This window comes from Pseudomonas sp. BRM28, assembly GCF_002939405.1.
In the GTDB taxonomy this organism is placed as follows: domain Bacteria; phylum Pseudomonadota; class Gammaproteobacteria; order Pseudomonadales; family Pseudomonadaceae; genus Aquipseudomonas; species Aquipseudomonas palmensis.
Genome location: NZ_PEFV01000001.1, coordinates 5520812 through 5535740 on the forward strand (window position 1 = coordinate 5520812; position 14929 = coordinate 5535740).

The following is a 14929-nucleotide window of genomic DNA, read 5'->3' on the forward strand; positions in this document are numbered from 1 at the left end:
CGCACATGACCAAGAGTCGACTCGCAACAACGCTGGGCTGTTTCGCGCTGCTGTGCCTCGTGGTGGCCGCCGCAATGGCCTGGTACGTCACCCGCACACCGGCCTCGCCCTTCGCTGCCCAGGCCAGTGCCGCACCGCCAGACCCGGCCCTGGTGCAACGCGGCGAGTACGTGGCGCGGCTGGGCGACTGCGTGGCCTGCCACAGCCTGCCAGAGGCGGCGCCGTTTACCGGCGGGTTGAAGATGGCCACCCCGCTGGGCGCGATCTACGCCACCAACATCACCGCCGACCGCGCCACCGGCATCGGCGCCTACAGCCTGGCCGACTTCGACCGCGCCGTGCGCCATGGGGTGACCCCGGACGGTCGCCGGCTGTACCCGGCCATGCCCTACCCCTCGTACGCCAAGCTCAGTGACGACGATATCCGCGCGCTGTATGCCTTCTTCATGCACGGGGTGAGCCCGGCGGCGCAGGCCAACAAGCCCAGCGAAATCCCCTGGCCACTGAGCCTGCGCTGGCCGATTGCGCTGTGGAACGGCCTGTTCACCGACCCCGCGCCCTACCCGGCCAAGCCGGACCAGGATGCGCAGTGGAACCGCGGCGCCTACATCGTGCAGGGGCCGGGCCACTGCGGCAGTTGCCATACGCCGCGCGGCCTGGCCTTCAACGAGAAGGGCCTGAGCGAGGCCAGCAAGACGTACCTGGCCGGCGGGCTGCTGGATGGCTGGTATGCGCCGAGCCTGCGCAACGACCCCAACACCGGGCTTGGGCGCTGGAACGAGGCGGATATCGTCAGCTTCCTCAAGCACGGGCGCAACCGGCACGCGGTGGTGTACGGCTCGATGACCGAGGCGTTCAACAATTCCACGCAGTTCATGAGCGACGAAGACCTGGGCGCGATCGCGCACTACCTCAAGTCGCTGCCCGGCGACCCCAGCCGCGACGGGCCGGCATGGCAGTACCAGGCGAGCGAGCTGTCGGCCGCATCCACGGCCCCCGGCGCGCGCACCTACGTGAGCCGCTGCGCGACCTGCCATGGCCTGGACGGGCGCGGCCAGGCCGAGTGGATGCCACCCCTGGCCGGCGCCACCTCGGCGCTGGCCAGGGAGGACGCATCGGCCATCAACATCACCCTGAACGGCTCGCAGCGCATCGTCGCCGCGGGCGTGCCGGACGCCTACCGCATGCCGGCATTTCGCGAACAGCTGTCGGACCGGGAAATTGCCGAGGTGCTGAGTTTTGTGCGCAGCACCTGGGGCAATCACGGTGGCGCGGTAGAGGCCAAGGCGGTGGGCAAGCTGCGCGAGCACACCGGGCCGGCCAGCAGCAACCCGATCATCTTGCAGATGCGTTGAGCATCACAACCAGGAAGCCCCCATGCCATTGCAACGCCTGTCGAGGACGCCCCATGGAAAGCATTGACCTGCTGGTGCTGCGAACTGCCCGGGAGTGGCTTGCCGGCGGCGAGCGCTGCCTGCTGGCCACCGTGGTGCGCACCTGGGGCTCGTCGCCGCGACCGGTGGGCTCGATGATGGTGCTCAGGCAGGACGGGCGCGCGGTGGGCAGTGTGTCGGGCGGGTGCATCGAGGACGACCTGATTGACCGGTACAGCAGCCTCCATGGCGGGCCGGGGATGCCAGGCGGCGCGCCCCAGGTGGTGCGCTACGGCGTGAGTGCGGACGAGGCGCACCGGTTCGGCCTGCCATGTGGCGGCACCCTGGAACTGGTGCTGGAGTTCGCACCCTGCGCGCAGGCGCTGGGCCGATTGCTGGGGCTTCTCGATGAGGGAGTACTGATGCGCCGCGAGCTTGACCTGGCCTCGGGTGAGGTGACGGTGCGGGCCGACCAGCCCCATGCACCGTTCAGCTTCGATGGGCAGCGCATGAGCAACCCGCTGGGGCCGGCTTACCGGATGCTGCTGATCGGCGCCGGTGTGCTGGCCGAGTACGTGGCGGTGATGGCGCTGTTCAACGGGTTCAAGGTGTCGGTGTGTGATCCGCGGCCCGAGCACATGGACGTGTGGACGGTCGCCGGGGTAGAGAAGCTGATGGGCATGCCGGACGACGTGGTGCGCGCGTTTGCGGTGGATGCTCGCACCTGCGTGATTGCCCTGAGCCATGACCCCAGGCTGGATGACCTGGCGCTGATCGAAGCGCTGCGCGGGCCGGCGATGTACATCGGGGCGATTGGCTCGCGGCGCAACAGCGAGAGCCGCCGCCAGCGCTTGATCGGGCATTTTGGCCAGACGCCGGAATCGCTGCGGCGCCTGCATGGGCCCATCGGGCTCTATATCGCCAGCAAGACCCCAGGGGAGATTGCGGTGAGCGTGATGGCCGAGGTGCTGGCGGTGAAGAACGGCGTGCCCCTGCCCGGCGCTGTCGGCGCGGGGCCGACCCAGCCCCGGGTGGAGCACCCGCCACTGACTCAGGCATCGTGTTGTGCGCACCCAGGGTGACTGCATCGCCCTGGTGCTGGCTGCAGGCCGTGCCAGGCGCTTTGGCAGCGACAAACGCCTGGCACGGCTGGCGTCGGGGCAAACGCTGCTGGCAGCCACGCTGGCACGGGCACTGGAGGCGTTCGACGACGTCCGGGTGGTGCTCAGGCCCGGGGACGATCCCGCGAACCTGGCAATTGACGGGCGGGTACGGGTTCTGTGGGCCGAGCAGGCCGACCAGGGCATGGGCAGCAGCCTGGCAGCCGGGGTGCGTGCGCTGGAACAGTCACCGGCCCCGGCCGTGGCGGTGTTGCTGGGCGATATGCCCTGGGTGCAGGGGCAGACGCTCAAGCAGTTGAAGGCCCTGTACAACGCCCGGCAGATCGTGCTGCCGCTGCATCACGGGGTGCGTGGGCATCCGGTGATCTTCGGTCGACAGTTCTGGCCGGCCCTGGCATGCCTGCAGGGCGATCAGGGCGGCAAGGACATCGTGCGCGGCGCGCACGACGCCTGCGTCCAGGTGCCGGTGGAAGATGCGGGCGTCATCAGGGATGTGGATCAGCCGCGGGACATCCCGGCTGGCTCGAGGTGAGCGACGCCACCCGCGCGCAACTGCCGCTGCACGCTGGCGCCGCGCTCAAAGCGCCGCATAGACAAGGGCTGACAGCCGGCCGGGGCGCGGATCGATCATGCTGTGGCCGCCCGAGGTCGTGGTGACGAAACCGAAACTCACGCGCCGCTCGGGGTCGGCAAAGCTGATCGGGCCGCCAAGCCCGATATGGCCGAAGGTGTCCGGGCCCATGGCGTGGGTAGCCGCCGGGTCGATTTGCTGCTCCAGCATGCAGCCCAGCCCGTAGCGCATTGGCCGCATCCATACCCGATCCATGCCATGACTGTGCTCTCGGGTGAATTCGTCGAGCAGTTCAGGGCCGATGAAGTGGCCCGCCAGCAGCGCACTGTAGAAACCGGCCAGGCCGTGAGCGGTGGCATGGCCACACACCCCCGGTTGCCGATAGGCCCACCAGCGCGGGTCACTGGTGCGCCGGGGCACCATGCCGGGGTTGGTGAATGCGAATGTGGCGATATGCGAGGGCTCGGTCTTCACCACCGTGCGCAGCGCTTGCGAGTAGGGGTCGCCAACGCGCCCGGTGGCACTGTCGAAGCGAGCGATACGGTGAAACTGCGTCTCGTCCACCCCAAGGTGCACGTCCAGGCCGTGAGGGTCCAGCATCTGTTCATGGATGAAGGCGCAGGGGTCGCGCCCGTCCACCCGACGAATCAGCTCGCCCAGAATCCAGCCAAAGGTGGTGGTGCCGTAGCCCAGGTCGGTGCCCGGTTCCCACCACAGCGGCTCGTCTTCCAGCACCCGCACCATGTGCTCCCAGTCATACATCATCGGGTTATGGTCGGGGCCCCGCAGCGCCGGCAGGCCGGCGGTGTGGTTCATCACCTGACGCACACTGACCCTGGCCTTGCCGTTGCGGGCGAACTCGGGCCAGTAGCGGGCCACCGGCGCATCCAGTTCCAGCCGGCCCGCCTCGACCAGCATCAGGATGGCCACTGCCACATAGGGTTTTACAACACAGAAGGTGTTGGCCAGCGTGTCGTGCGTCCAGGGCCTGCCGCCCTCCTGGTCCGCCACACCGGCCCACAGGTCGACGACCCGCTCCCCGTCCACCTGCACACAGAGCCCGGCACCCCGCTCCTGCGGATCATCGAACATCGCTTCGAAGGCCTGCCGGACCGCCTCGAAGGGCTGGGCACATATCCCTTGCGCTTTCATGCCTCGTCTTCCTCGTCGTTGAAATGTTGCCCTGTAACCGAGCGACGTTGCTGCGTAGCAGACCTGCCAGGCGACAATGATTGTCTCGGCGCCTGACAGACCCGAACGCATTACTGTTGGCTCGTGAACCTGACTATCGACTGCGCCCCCTGGGGCGCCCCCTCAAACACACAGGTTGATGGAACGTTCATCCACGCGAGCGCGTGTGCGTGTGTGCCAGGGAATAACGGTTCGCGCGTTTATAGGTGCCGAAGTCATTGAACCGAACACCGGCCTCGGCCATGACTTGATGCGCATAAGGCGCGGTCATCTGGCGCAGGTAGAACGGGTCCCTGACAACGAAGTGGTGAATACTGTGGGTGCTGCCGAAGTTGAAGCAGAACAATTGAAACGGCCATAGCCACCAGGCGTTCATGACCTGAGTTTGCTGCAGCGCATTGCGCGGTGCCACATCACCGTAATAGTGCATGTTCGAACTGATGAAAAACAGGCAGAACTGCCGGATCAGGTTGGGCGCGACCAGAATCACGACCACACTGTTGACCACGTCCATCACCGCCAGGGTGGTCGCGGAACTGTGCACCTCGTGCCCGCTGACCGCGCCAAGCCAGGCATACAGGTGGTAGCCGAGAAACACATACCAGCAACCCCAGTACAACAGCCCGAAGGGTGTATTGAGCCGGACGATCTTGACCAGCAAGCGGACTTTCTCCCGCCAGCCTGGGGCAAATACCGCATTGAGAAAACCGAAGATGAACCCGTCCACCAGTTTCAACAACCGCAATACACCCCAGGGGCTGCCACTGGTGGTGATCCAGGCTTCCACATCCGTCTCGGTGCCTGACTCTTTATGGTGATGAAAGTGCAAACTTCGCCTTAACCAGGGGCTGGGCATTCCCGGCCGAGCCAACCAGCATAAAAACATCATGGCATTGTGCGCCAGCGGCTGTTTTCTGAAATAAAGACGATGAATCAGATCGTGTTCTATTTCATGAATGAACGAGGTCAGCAGCGCGTTGATCAGAATGCAGCCCCAGGCAGGAATGGCCCCCTGCAGGTAGAGCCCCCCACTCACCACCATGCCGATCAGGGACACCGCCATGACACCTGCACCCAGCGCATTCTGATGTTGCAGGATCGGATAGCGCTGGCGCAGGTAATTACCATGTTCGGTAATACGCCGGGTAACATGATCAATCTTTTGCTGATCGGTAGTGGGGCGTTCAAGTTCCATTGCTGCCTCCAAGACTTTCATACCTCATCCTCTGTTTGTGTCGGACAATCCCCCGCCAGGACAAACCGGCCGCGTCAATTGTTCGGGCTATACAACGGGTAGGTGAATGCATGCGCGCATTATATGAACGCAAATCGACTGTTTGCGTGAAGCTTGTTAAGATCCTTTCAAGCTTCAAAATGATAAGGCAAGTAAAAGTCTTTGCAACTGTGTATTTTGGGTGGGTTCAGCGTGACAGTTACGTGTAAGGATTTTTAATTTAGTTACAGGTTGTACAGTTATAAAACGACGCCGTACAAGTATTGCCAAGGAGGCACCATGAGATTGCATCGCATCAGATATTGCCGGCTCGCCTCACCGAAACCAGACGCCAGCGTACCCAGCCCAGCCAGCCCCGATGCCTTCGACGCGGTGTTTTACGATGCCCCTGCAGACACGGCCACCCACCGCGCAGGCTTTGAAAAGCTGCTGCGTTACCTGCAGTGCGGGGATACCGTGATCGTGGACAGCATGGCCTCGCTTTCGGCCAATACCGAGCAGTTGTGCAACTTCATTCGCCGCTTGATCGAAAAACAGGTCACGCTCAAGTTTGTGGATGAAAACCTGACATTCCGAGATGACGGCCGTGAAGTTGCGGGCCCCATCGTCGCGGCCATGGAGTTGCTTGCAGAGTTCGAGCGCGCGGCACTGCGCGAAAAACAGGCCGCCGGTATTGCAACTGCAAGAAATCGGGGTTCCTACCGAGGTCGAAAGAAGAAACTGTCCGACAATCAGGTTGTAAGTTTAATTGAGCGCGCCCGCGCGGGAGAAAGTAAATCCCGGCTGGCGCGTGATTTCGATATCAGTCGCCAGACGTTATATCGGTATTTGAAATCGACCTAGGGCTCTTCAGAAGAAGAGCCCTGGGTACTAGTTGTTCCAGGCCGCCTGGGCTACCCTCACTGCTTGACCAGGTCGCTCGGCTTCCAGCTCTGGTCGAAGAACGCCTGTTTGGGCCCATACAACCGCACGATCACCAGAAAGCCCTTGTCTGGCAGGGTCTTGATCCAGTTCTTGCCCTCGCCCGGCGAGGTGGGGCCGAAGTAGATGTCGGTGGAGCCGTCGCTGTTGGGCGTCGGCTTGTCCATCTGGTTGAGCGACGGGAACGGCTGGCCGTTGTCCAGGCCCGATGCCGTGAGGTTGTCGTAGGCGGTAACCGACCAGAACAAGGCCGCCGGCACGTTCGCCGGCAGGTTGAGCTTGTAGGTGTGGGCACCGTCGAGGAACTTGCCCTCGGCATCGCGGGTGGTGGCCGGGTATTTGGCACCGGCGCCGACCAGGTTCATCACCATGCCCGGGCTGTCCGAATAGGCCGAGGTGAAGAACGCCACGCGCTGCTCCAGGTTGGTGAAGGTGCCACTGGCCTGGAACTCGGTGTTCTCCCCGGCAAAGGTGTTCACGAACTGGCGATCCTTGTAGTACAGGCCGCCAGGCTCTTTGGGCAGCAGGTGGCTGGTGACCACCTTGCTCATCTTGAACGCGGTGCGCGCCGCTTCATCGAGCAACTTGCGCCGTTCGGCATCCGGGGCGAAGGGCTTGCCCTTCTCGATGCCCAGGGTGTGCAGGAACCCGCGCATGTCCATGTCGGCCGGGTCCACCGCTTCGGCGTCGATGAAGCGCGACAGCATGTCGAAGTAGCGACCGTCCTCGGGGAACAGCATGTTGATCGGTGCGCCGGTGGCATCGGGAAACTGCATCGCCAGTGCCGAGTCCTTCTTGCCCAGCGGATAGATCCTGGTGCGCTCGACCTCGGCCACCGGCACGCTGAGGTCGTTGGGGTCCTTGAAGAAGGTGCGCCAGAACAGGAACACGTTGTTGGTGCGCGAGCGATAGACGTAACCCTCGGTCGGCTCCGGGCCATTGTAGCCCGGCGGCAACAGCACGTAGGTGCCACCCTTGCCCTTGTCAGGGCCGGCCAGGCCCACGTCGCCGCGCCAGGTCTTGCCGTCGATGGTCGGGCCGACGATGGGGCGCTGGAAGAAGTCGTCGAACATGCCCTGCACCCCAGGCGGGGCTTCGACCACCAGCGGGCCGTACTTGGCCAGGTCCAGGTAGCTCATGGCGTAGACCAGGTCGGAGTTGGGCGTGGTCACCAGTGTCTTGGCGTTGATGCGTTTCTTCCAGGTGGGCAGGATGTTGTAGCCGGCGCCGAAGTGCTTCTCGGAGGCCTCCTTCATCGACCAGATGTTGATCGCCGGCAACGCCCACAGGTACGACTGCACGGCGCGCTGGAACACCAGCTCGTCGATGAGGCTGCGTGCGGTTGCTTCGGTCGGGAAGCCCTTTTCGAAGGGCTGGTTGGCCAGTTCTTCGTAACGGGTGGCGGCATTGGCCACGCTGCTCAGGGAAATGGCTACGGCCAGGGCCGTCACGGTGCTGCTCAAACGGTTCATGAGGTGTCCTCGTGGCGCGATGGGGTAATCCGTTCAGTTGACCTTGACCACGGCCGGCGGCGTCCACTGGCCGTTCATCGCCGCCGCCTGTGGCCAATAGGCCCGCACGTAGAGCGAGAAGTCGGCCCCCTTGGGCGCGGGCAGCCAGTTGCTCTCCTTGTCCGCGCCGGGCGAATCGCTTTGTACGTAGAGCGTCAGCGAGCCATCGGGGTTGGTCTTGAGCGACGTGTTCTTGGTACCCAGGGAGTAGCGCCCCAAGGGGTTTTCGGCGAAGAAGTGCTGCTGGTTGTACAGCGTCAACGACCAGAACCCCTTGACCGGCGGCAGCGCGCCCTTGGGGAAGGTCACGCTGTAGCGCTGGCCACCGTTGAGCCGGGTGCCGGAGGCATCCAGGTCCTGGTAGAAGTACTTGGTCTCGATCTGCTTGTTGACGAAGATGTTCGAACGGGCCACCGCGGTGCGCAGGAAATAATCGGTGCCGAACGCCGCGCCGTTGCTGATGGTGCTCCAGTGGTGGGGCAACTGCTGGCCGTAGTTGCGAAATTGCAGCAACGGCTTGACCACCTCGCTGTCAGCCTTCTGCGCCTCGTCGATCATGGCTTTCTTCAGCTCGGGATCGCGCTGGGCTATCTGCGCCAGCACCGTCAGTTGCGCATAGCGCGCCTCTTCGCCGGGCAGCGGCCTGGCATCCTTGAGAATCGCCGGCAGCTCGTCGAAGAAGGTTTCCGGGAACACCCAGCGGGTTTCCTCTTCACCCGCCGCCTCGGCCGGGAATTTCGGCGACTGGCTCCAGTCACGCTGCTTGGGCTTGCCGTCGTACTTGGACAAGGGGTACATGTCGATGCCCGACAGATAGTGCTGGATGGCCTTGCGATCGTCGTCGGTATCGTCCTGGAACACCCGTGGAATCACGAACCCGGTGTTGGTGCTGGCGCGGAACACCTGGGTGATGCCCTGTGGCACCTTGCCGTTCCAGTCCGGGCCCACCAGCAGGTAGAAGCCGGGCTTGGTGCCGTACATCTTGCCCAGCTCGGCAAAGCTGTCGGAGCGCAGGTCCACCATCTGGTACACCCAGAAACGGTCGCCGAAGTCCGGTACCTGGATCACCACGGGTTCGATGTCCAGGGCGATGCTGCCTGCGCCATACACCACATCCTGGTTGGGGCAGGCCACGAGCCGTTCCCCGGGCGAGATGTAGTCGGTGAGCATCGACAGGTGGTTGATCGGCGCCACAGGCACGATGCCGCCCATCAACCCCGCCTCGGGCAGGTCCTTGAACTTCTGCCGGCGGTTGAAGATGTTGGCCATGGGCCAACCCCAGAAGTACGCCTCCCTGGCCATCATCCGCACGTAGGTTTCCGTGACCTTCACATCCGCTTCGGGCCCGGAAACCTGCACTACCGGCTGGGTCTGTGCCTGGGCCGCTGTGCTACCGAACAGTACCGCGGTAGCGAGCAATCCACTGAAAAACAGGGGTGTCTTGTTCATCGGGTGCTTCCTTGCCTGTATGCCTGGGGGTGGGGTGACAAAAGGTGATGGTTAGAAACCTAGCAGAGGACGCGGCATCGGCCAGAACGCCGCTATTTATTGCGACACACCTTGACACATCATTTGGTAACGATTCTCATATGTATTATATTTATCACTACCACTGGGACCCTTCATGTCGCGCCCTACCCCGCCGCATTGCTCCGGCCTGCCCCGCAATCTGTTGGCCATGGCCATCTGCATGGCCACCCTGACCCCCGCCCTGGCCGATGACAGCTCTGCGACACCGCAGCCAGCCAAGGCTGCGACCCTGGAGCTGGGCGCCACCGAAATCGTCAACACTCAACTGGGCAGCACCACCGAAGGCACCCAGTCATACACCACCGGCGCCATGTCGACCGCGACCAAGCTGCCGCTGACCCTGCGCGAAACGCCCCAGGCCGTTACCGTGATTACCCGCCAGCGCATGGACGACCAGGCCATGACCAGCATCAACGACGTGGTAAAGGCCACCCCGGGGCTGTTCCTCGACTTCTCCAGCGGCCCTGGCCGGCAGACGTACTCGGCGCGCGGTTTCGACATCGACAACCTGATGTACGACGGCATCCCCAGTGGCTACCAGGGCTGGACCGTGGGCGCCCAGCCGAACCTGGCGATGTTCGACCGGGTGGAGGTGGTGCGCGGCGCCACCGGGCTGGTGACCGGTGCGGGCAACCCTTCGGCAGCCATCAACCTGGTGCGCAAGCGCCCGCTGGCCGAACAGAAGGTCACCCTCACCGGTGCGGCCGGCAGCTGGGACGACTACCGCGGCGAGGTCGATGCCTCCAGCCCGCTCAACGACAGCGGCACCCTGCGCGGTCGGGTGGTGACGTCCTACCGCGACAGCAACAGCTTCGTCGATGGCGTGGACGAGACCCACGGCCTGTTCTACGCCATCACCGAGGCGGACCTGAGCGACGACACCACCCTGACCCTCGGCTTCTCCAACCAGAAGGACAAGACCAACTACTTCTGGGGCGCCTCGATGATCGGCCTGGACGGCCATCACCTGAACCTGCCGCGCTCGTACAACCCGGGTACCCCCTGGGAGAACAAGGACCAGGAGATCAACACCGTCTTTGCCGAGGTACGCCAGCGCCTGGCCAACGACTGGAAGCTGCAGGTCAACGCCAACTATTCCGAGCAGAACGCGCTGTTCTCCGGCTCGTACCAGTCGCGCTGGGTCAACAACACGCTGGCACGCACCGTGTACCAGTCGGCCCACGATGAAAACCAGGCCGGCGTGGATGCCTTTGTCAGCGGGCCCTTCGAAGCGCTGGGGCGCACCCATGAACTGGTGGTGGGTGCCAGCAAGCGCATCTACGACATGACCACCCACAACTATGCCCCCTACGACCCCAACTGGCCGATCGATGCCGGCAAGCCGAACTTCACCCACACCGGCAACAGCCGCGAAGTGACCACCCAGGATGGCGTGTACCTGACCACCCGCCTGAGCCTGGCCGACCCGCTCAAGCTGATCCTGGGCGGGCGCCTGGACTGGTATGACTACGACAACCGCGATGGCGACGGCGACTACAAGGTCACCCGCAACGTCACCCGCTATGCCGGGCTGATCTACGACCTGGACGAGCATCACTCGGTCTACGTCAGCTACAGCGACATCTTCACCCCGCAGAGCAGCAAGGGCACCTCCGGCACCCCGGTCAAGCCGATCGTGGGCAAGAACTACGAGGTGGGCATCAAGGGCGAGTACTTCGAGGGTGCGCTCAACGCCAGCCTGGCGCTGTTTCGCATCGACCAGGAAAACCGTGCGGTGCAGGTGTTCGTGCCGAACTGCCCGCAGACCGAATGCTACGAGGCCTCGGGCGAGATCCGCAGCCAGGGTATCGACTTCGAGCTGCAGGGTGCGCTGACCGAGAACTGGCAGGTGGGCGGTGGCTACACCTATGCCCGCGTGCACACCCTCAAGGACGCCGCCAACCCGCAGAACGTCAACCAGCGCTTTGACACCGACACGCCCGAGCACCTGTTCAAGCTGACCACCACCTACCGCTTCCAGGGCCCGCTGGAGAAACTGCGCGTGGGCGGCAACGTGTCGTGGCAGAGCCGCCTGTACAACGACGTGGCGCTGGCCAACGGTGGCAGCTATCGCCTGGAACAGGGTGGCTACGCCGTCACCGACCTGATGGCCGGCTACCGGCTGACCCGCAACCTGGACCTGCAGCTCAACGCCAACAACGTGTTCGATCGCAAGTACTACTCGTCCATCTCCAACTCGACCAGCTACGGCGGCGACACCTACGGCACACCGCGCAACATGATGCTCACGGCCAAGTACAGTTTCTGATGTGAAGTGGCGCAGGGATGCGCCGTGTTGTTGTCTGTACGCAGTGCGCCACGCACGTCCTGCCGTTCGATCAAACCGTCCCTGCCCTTCAACCATTGCGCGTGGGTTTTCTGGGGCGACATCCTCAATCCGTGATGACTTAACTGTTGCGGTCCATCCGCTTTAGATAATGTCACCTTTCACTTCAATCAAAATATCTCGCAACTACTGAACGCCACTTAACACAATATCTGAATCAAACAAGCTATCAATCATAGGAAACTTCCTACCACTGCAGCAACCAACACCTCTCGACCAAAAACACCATTAACACTCAAAACTTAAGTACGTCACCGGGCAGTGACAAAATAACTTCTGCCCAGTCGCACCGCGACTTGACAGGCCTGCCCGCCAGATGGAAGTATATTTTTCATCACGTAGCCGCCCGGCACTTTTAAATAACCACCACCCCATAATAAATATAGAACTGCCTCGTCATCCGGAAGAGCCAAGGCTGATGAAAGCCTTGCTGCATAACAAACCGAAGTAACTGCCAACGTTGAGTCTGAAAGGATGTTCAGCCATGCAGCTTCTCCATCACGTCATTGCAGATAATGCTACTAAATACCCTACCAAGTCGGCCATTGTGCTGGATGGCATCACAACGCCTTATCAAGTGCTGCAACAGCATGCGGATGACGTCGCCTCCTTGCTGCAGACGGTGGGCATTGCAACAGACGACCGTGTGGGTCTGTACTCAGCCATTTCCGTCGAGCTGATCGCTGCTTATCTGGCCATCCTGCAAGTCGGGGCAATCACCGCTGCAACTCATCACACACTAAGTCGCGAGAAGCTGGTTCATCAGCTCAAGGATTCAGGCACGCGTGTGCTGATTACCGACTGTACCGAGGGTCTGCCGGATCTGATTGAGGAAGTCGGACTGGAGCTGATTTTGCTCACCGGTCCGGTATTCGCGGCTGCGCCAAAGGTCATCCGACTGGCTGATGCCATCGCCTCGTACAGGGATCAGAATGCCCCGGCCGCTATGCCGCTAGTCATGGACTCCGAGCAACCCACCTCGATCTTCTATACCTCGGGTTCGAGCTTCAATCCCAAAGGGGTGCTGGTCAATCATCGGATCATGCTAGCGGCCTGCAGCCGGGTCACCGAGTACCTGCAGATCAAACCCGACGACCGCATCCTCAGCTATTCGACGCTGGGTTCCGACTATGGCGTCTACAACGTGGTGATGCCGCTGTTCGCCGGCGCCACCAGCGTCATAGAAAGCCGCCCCGCCAGCACCGCCGACGATGTGCTCGCGGTTGTCGAGCGCGAGGCAGTCACGGCGATGCATGTCTTCCCCCCGGTATTTTCCCTGCTAGCCAATGCTGGCCCTGAATGGCAGGTTCGGGTCCCCAGCCTGCGCTACATTTCCAGCAGCGGACAGGCCTTGCACGTCCGCCAAATTCAGCAGGTACGCAATGTGCTGCCCAGGGTGAAGCTCTTTTCCAGCTACGGGCTCACAGAGTGCAAGCGCGTCAGCTACCTGCCCCCCGGGCAAATCGACGAGCGCCCAACTTCAGTGGGCAAACCCCTGCCTGGCATCAGCATTTGCCTTGTGGACGAACAGGGTCGAGCCATCGACCAGCCCGGCCAAATCGGTGAGCTGCTGGTAACCAGCGACTACCTGATGCTCGAGTACTGGAACATGCCCGAGGCCAATGCCAAAGCCTTCGTACACGATGCCTTCGGTCATTCTCGGATGTTCCGCACTGGCGATCTGTTCAAGCAGGACGCTCAGGGTTACCTCTACTACGTGGCCCGCAAGGACGATGTGTTCGCACGCAATATCTGGATGGTCAACCCGCTGGAAATCGAGCAGTGCCTGGCCGCGCACCCAGCGGTGGCCGAGGTGCTGGTTGTGCCTGTCGCCGACGAATCGGCCGGCCACGTGCCAAGGGCCTGCATCGTGCTTGCAGCGGGCCATGACCAGACCAGCGAGCAAGCTCTGCTCGATCACTGCAAAGCCCGGCTGGACTGGCACATGGTGCCCACCCACTTCGTATTCCTCGAAGCTTTGCCGAGAACCGACTCAGGCAAGTTCACCACCCAAGGACTGATCTGATGGCAGGAATGACAAAATGACCACTTGTACCCAGCCTCTACTGGACGACGCCATTCTGGACCAGGACCTGCAACAAAGCGCCATGCTCAAATTGGCCGGCCACTTCCATAGCCTGGCAACAGGCGCCAGCCAAGTGCCCTTGCAATCCCTGCACAGCCATCTGAAGTCGAAGATCGAAGACCCACGAGTCCTTGACTACCATGACCGCTTGATAGAGGGTGCGGGGCCACTCTTTTCTCATTTCCTCGCCAGTGTTCCATACATTCTCGAAGAGCTGTCCAGGGTTGGCGTAGCCCTGACCCGCCTGGCCCAGGCCCGCACCACAGAAGCCGGCCAGACCTTCAGCCTGTTCGAAGTAGATGCCTTTGATGGCAGTAACGGCCGTGCTCTGGCCGGCCATTCGCAAGGCCTGATCCGCAGCTTCACCTCATCTCCCAATCGGGCGAACCAGATCACCTTCGACAGGCACGCAGACCCGGCATTGTCGCGGTTCTATCCGCAGTCTTTCTTCAAGGTGTGCCCGCCCCTCTTGCAAAGCCCCGAATACGAGAGCTTCAACCTGGGTTTTGAGTTCATTTATGAAATGGCCGCGTTCCAGTTCTATAGCCGTGACCGCAATCGGCAAATCAGCCATATCAAGCAATTTCTCAAACCTGGGGGGTTGGCATTTTTTCTTGAGAAGCTTAACCACCCCGACCCTATGGAATACCTGCGTCGGGAGCGCATCAAGGACGAGGTGTTCAAAGCTCGCTACTTCAGCGAAGAAGAAATTCGCTGGAAACGCCAACAGATGCTCCAACAGATGCAAAACGGCCAGGTCACCTTGGAAGAGTTAGTCAGCACCCTCTCGACCCATTTCAATCACGTTCACCTCCTCTGGAGCAGCAGTAACTTCTGCGAATTCGTCGCCTCTGACGACCCGGAGAAAATCGAACACTTCCTCAGTCTGCTGGGCCCGGTGGTGCAACCCGCAGACTTCAGCTTTGAAAGCACGCGCCTGGGCGCCATTTCGTCCTCGCCGAGCGATGATGGGGGCTCGGGTAATGTTTGATTTCGCTGAACAGATGCCTCACCAGGCGGCCCTGCCCGCACTCTGTCAACGAG

Annotated in this window: 11 protein-coding genes; 7 read left to right on the forward strand and 4 right to left on the reverse strand. The window is 62.3% G+C overall.

From position 1 onward, the window contains the following. Positions 1–5: 5 nt before the first annotated feature. From CR917_RS25315 to CR917_RS25325, 3 genes are read left to right on the forward strand one after another with little or no spacing between them, the layout of a single operon-like run. Positions 6–1355 (forward strand): cytochrome c, encoded by a 1350-nt coding sequence (locus CR917_RS25315; RefSeq protein ID WP_104573070.1) that lies wholly within the window; start codon positions 6–8, stop codon positions 1353–1355. 53 nt (positions 1356–1408) lie between these two features. Continuing rightward, the gene (locus CR917_RS25320; RefSeq protein WP_104573069.1) at positions 1409–2455 is read left to right on the forward strand and encodes an XdhC family protein; all 1047 of its coding nucleotides are present in this window, start codon (positions 1409–1411) and stop codon (positions 2453–2455) included. Next, positions 2439–3026, forward strand: a complete 588-nt coding sequence (locus tag CR917_RS25325) for an NTP transferase domain-containing protein (protein WP_104573068.1) — start codon at positions 2439–2441, stop codon at positions 3024–3026. Before CR917_RS25320 ends, CR917_RS25325 begins: the two co-directional genes overlap by 17 nt. A 45-nt stretch (positions 3027–3071) precedes the next feature. Here CR917_RS25325 and CR917_RS25330 read toward each other — a convergent pair whose 3' ends face one another. Both CR917_RS25330 and CR917_RS25335 read right to left on the reverse strand, forming a co-directional pair. Further along, complete coding sequence (locus tag CR917_RS25330) at positions 3072–4217, reverse strand: serine hydrolase domain-containing protein (protein WP_104573067.1); 1146 nt, start codon at positions 4215–4217, stop codon at positions 3072–3074. Positions 4218–4404: 187 nt separating this feature from the next. Then, positions 4405–5472 carry a fatty acid desaturase gene (locus CR917_RS25335; protein ID WP_104573066.1) on the reverse strand — a complete coding sequence of 356 codons (1068 nt, stop codon included), beginning with the start codon at positions 5470–5472 and terminating at the stop codon, positions 4405–4407. A 297-nt stretch (positions 5473–5769) separates the two neighbouring features. Here CR917_RS25335 and CR917_RS25340 point away from each other — a divergent pair, with 297 nt between their 5' ends. Further along, positions 5770–6333 carry a recombinase family protein gene (locus tag CR917_RS25340; protein WP_043862978.1) on the forward strand — a complete coding sequence of 188 codons (564 nt, stop codon included), beginning with the start codon at positions 5770–5772 and terminating at the stop codon, positions 6331–6333. 56 nt (positions 6334–6389) lie between these two features. On the opposite strand, the gene CR917_RS25345 is transcribed toward CR917_RS25340, so the two are convergent. Next, a complete protein-coding gene (locus CR917_RS25345; protein ID WP_043862979.1) occupies positions 6390–7883 on the reverse strand; it encodes a DUF1254 domain-containing protein in 1494 nt (497 codons plus the stop codon). A 33-nt stretch (positions 7884–7916) separates the two neighbouring features. After that, positions 7917–9371 (reverse strand): DUF1254 domain-containing protein, encoded by a 1455-nt coding sequence (locus tag CR917_RS25350; protein WP_104573065.1) that lies wholly within the window; start codon positions 9369–9371, stop codon positions 7917–7919. Between the two features lie 175 nt (positions 9372–9546). Here CR917_RS25350 and CR917_RS25355 point away from each other — a divergent pair, with 175 nt between their 5' ends. The 3 genes from CR917_RS25355 to CR917_RS25365 all read left to right on the forward strand — a co-directional run bounded on the left by CR917_RS25355 (position 9547) and on the right by CR917_RS25365 (position 14876). Continuing rightward, a complete protein-coding gene (locus CR917_RS25355) occupies positions 9547–11721 on the forward strand; it encodes a TonB-dependent siderophore receptor (protein WP_104573064.1) in 2175 nt (724 codons plus the stop codon). Between the two features lie 562 nt (positions 11722–12283). After that, a complete protein-coding gene (locus CR917_RS25360) occupies positions 12284–13825 on the forward strand; it encodes a class I adenylate-forming enzyme family protein (RefSeq protein WP_104573063.1) in 1542 nt (513 codons plus the stop codon). Positions 13826–13841: 16 nt separating this feature from the next. Next, a complete protein-coding gene (locus tag CR917_RS25365) occupies positions 13842–14876 on the forward strand; it encodes a hypothetical protein (RefSeq protein WP_043862982.1) in 1035 nt (344 codons plus the stop codon). Positions 14877–14929 lie beyond the last annotated feature (53 nt).

What these genes read in the sequence shown, in the direction of transcription:
- CR917_RS25315 (WP_104573070.1), top strand. Translation starts at nt 6, where the DNA reads ATGACCAAGAGTCGACTCGCAACAACGCTGGGCTGTTTCGCGCTGCTG.
- CR917_RS25320 (WP_104573069.1), top strand. Translation starts at nt 1,409, where the DNA reads ATGGAAAGCATTGACCTGCTGGTGCTGCGAACTGCCCGGGAGTGGCTT.
- CR917_RS25330 (WP_104573067.1), bottom strand. Translation starts at nt 4,217, where the DNA reads ATGAAAGCGCAAGGGATATGTGCCCAGCCCTTCGAGGCGGTCCGGCAG.
- CR917_RS25335 (WP_104573066.1), bottom strand. Translation starts at nt 5,472, where the DNA reads ATGAAAGTCTTGGAGGCAGCAATGGAACTTGAACGCCCCACTACCGAT.
- CR917_RS25340 (WP_043862978.1), top strand. Translation starts at nt 5,770, where the DNA reads ATGAGATTGCATCGCATCAGATATTGCCGGCTCGCCTCACCGAAACCA.
- CR917_RS25345 (WP_043862979.1), bottom strand. Translation starts at nt 7,883, where the DNA reads ATGAACCGTTTGAGCAGCACCGTGACGGCCCTGGCCGTAGCCATTTCC.
- CR917_RS25350 (WP_104573065.1), bottom strand. Translation starts at nt 9,371, where the DNA reads ATGAACAAGACACCCCTGTTTTTCAGTGGATTGCTCGCTACCGCGGTA.
- CR917_RS25355 (WP_104573064.1), top strand. Translation starts at nt 9,547, where the DNA reads ATGTCGCGCCCTACCCCGCCGCATTGCTCCGGCCTGCCCCGCAATCTG.
- CR917_RS25360 (WP_104573063.1), top strand. Translation starts at nt 12,284, where the DNA reads ATGCAGCTTCTCCATCACGTCATTGCAGATAATGCTACTAAATACCCT.
- CR917_RS25365 (WP_043862982.1), top strand. Translation starts at nt 13,842, where the DNA reads ATGACCACTTGTACCCAGCCTCTACTGGACGACGCCATTCTGGACCAG.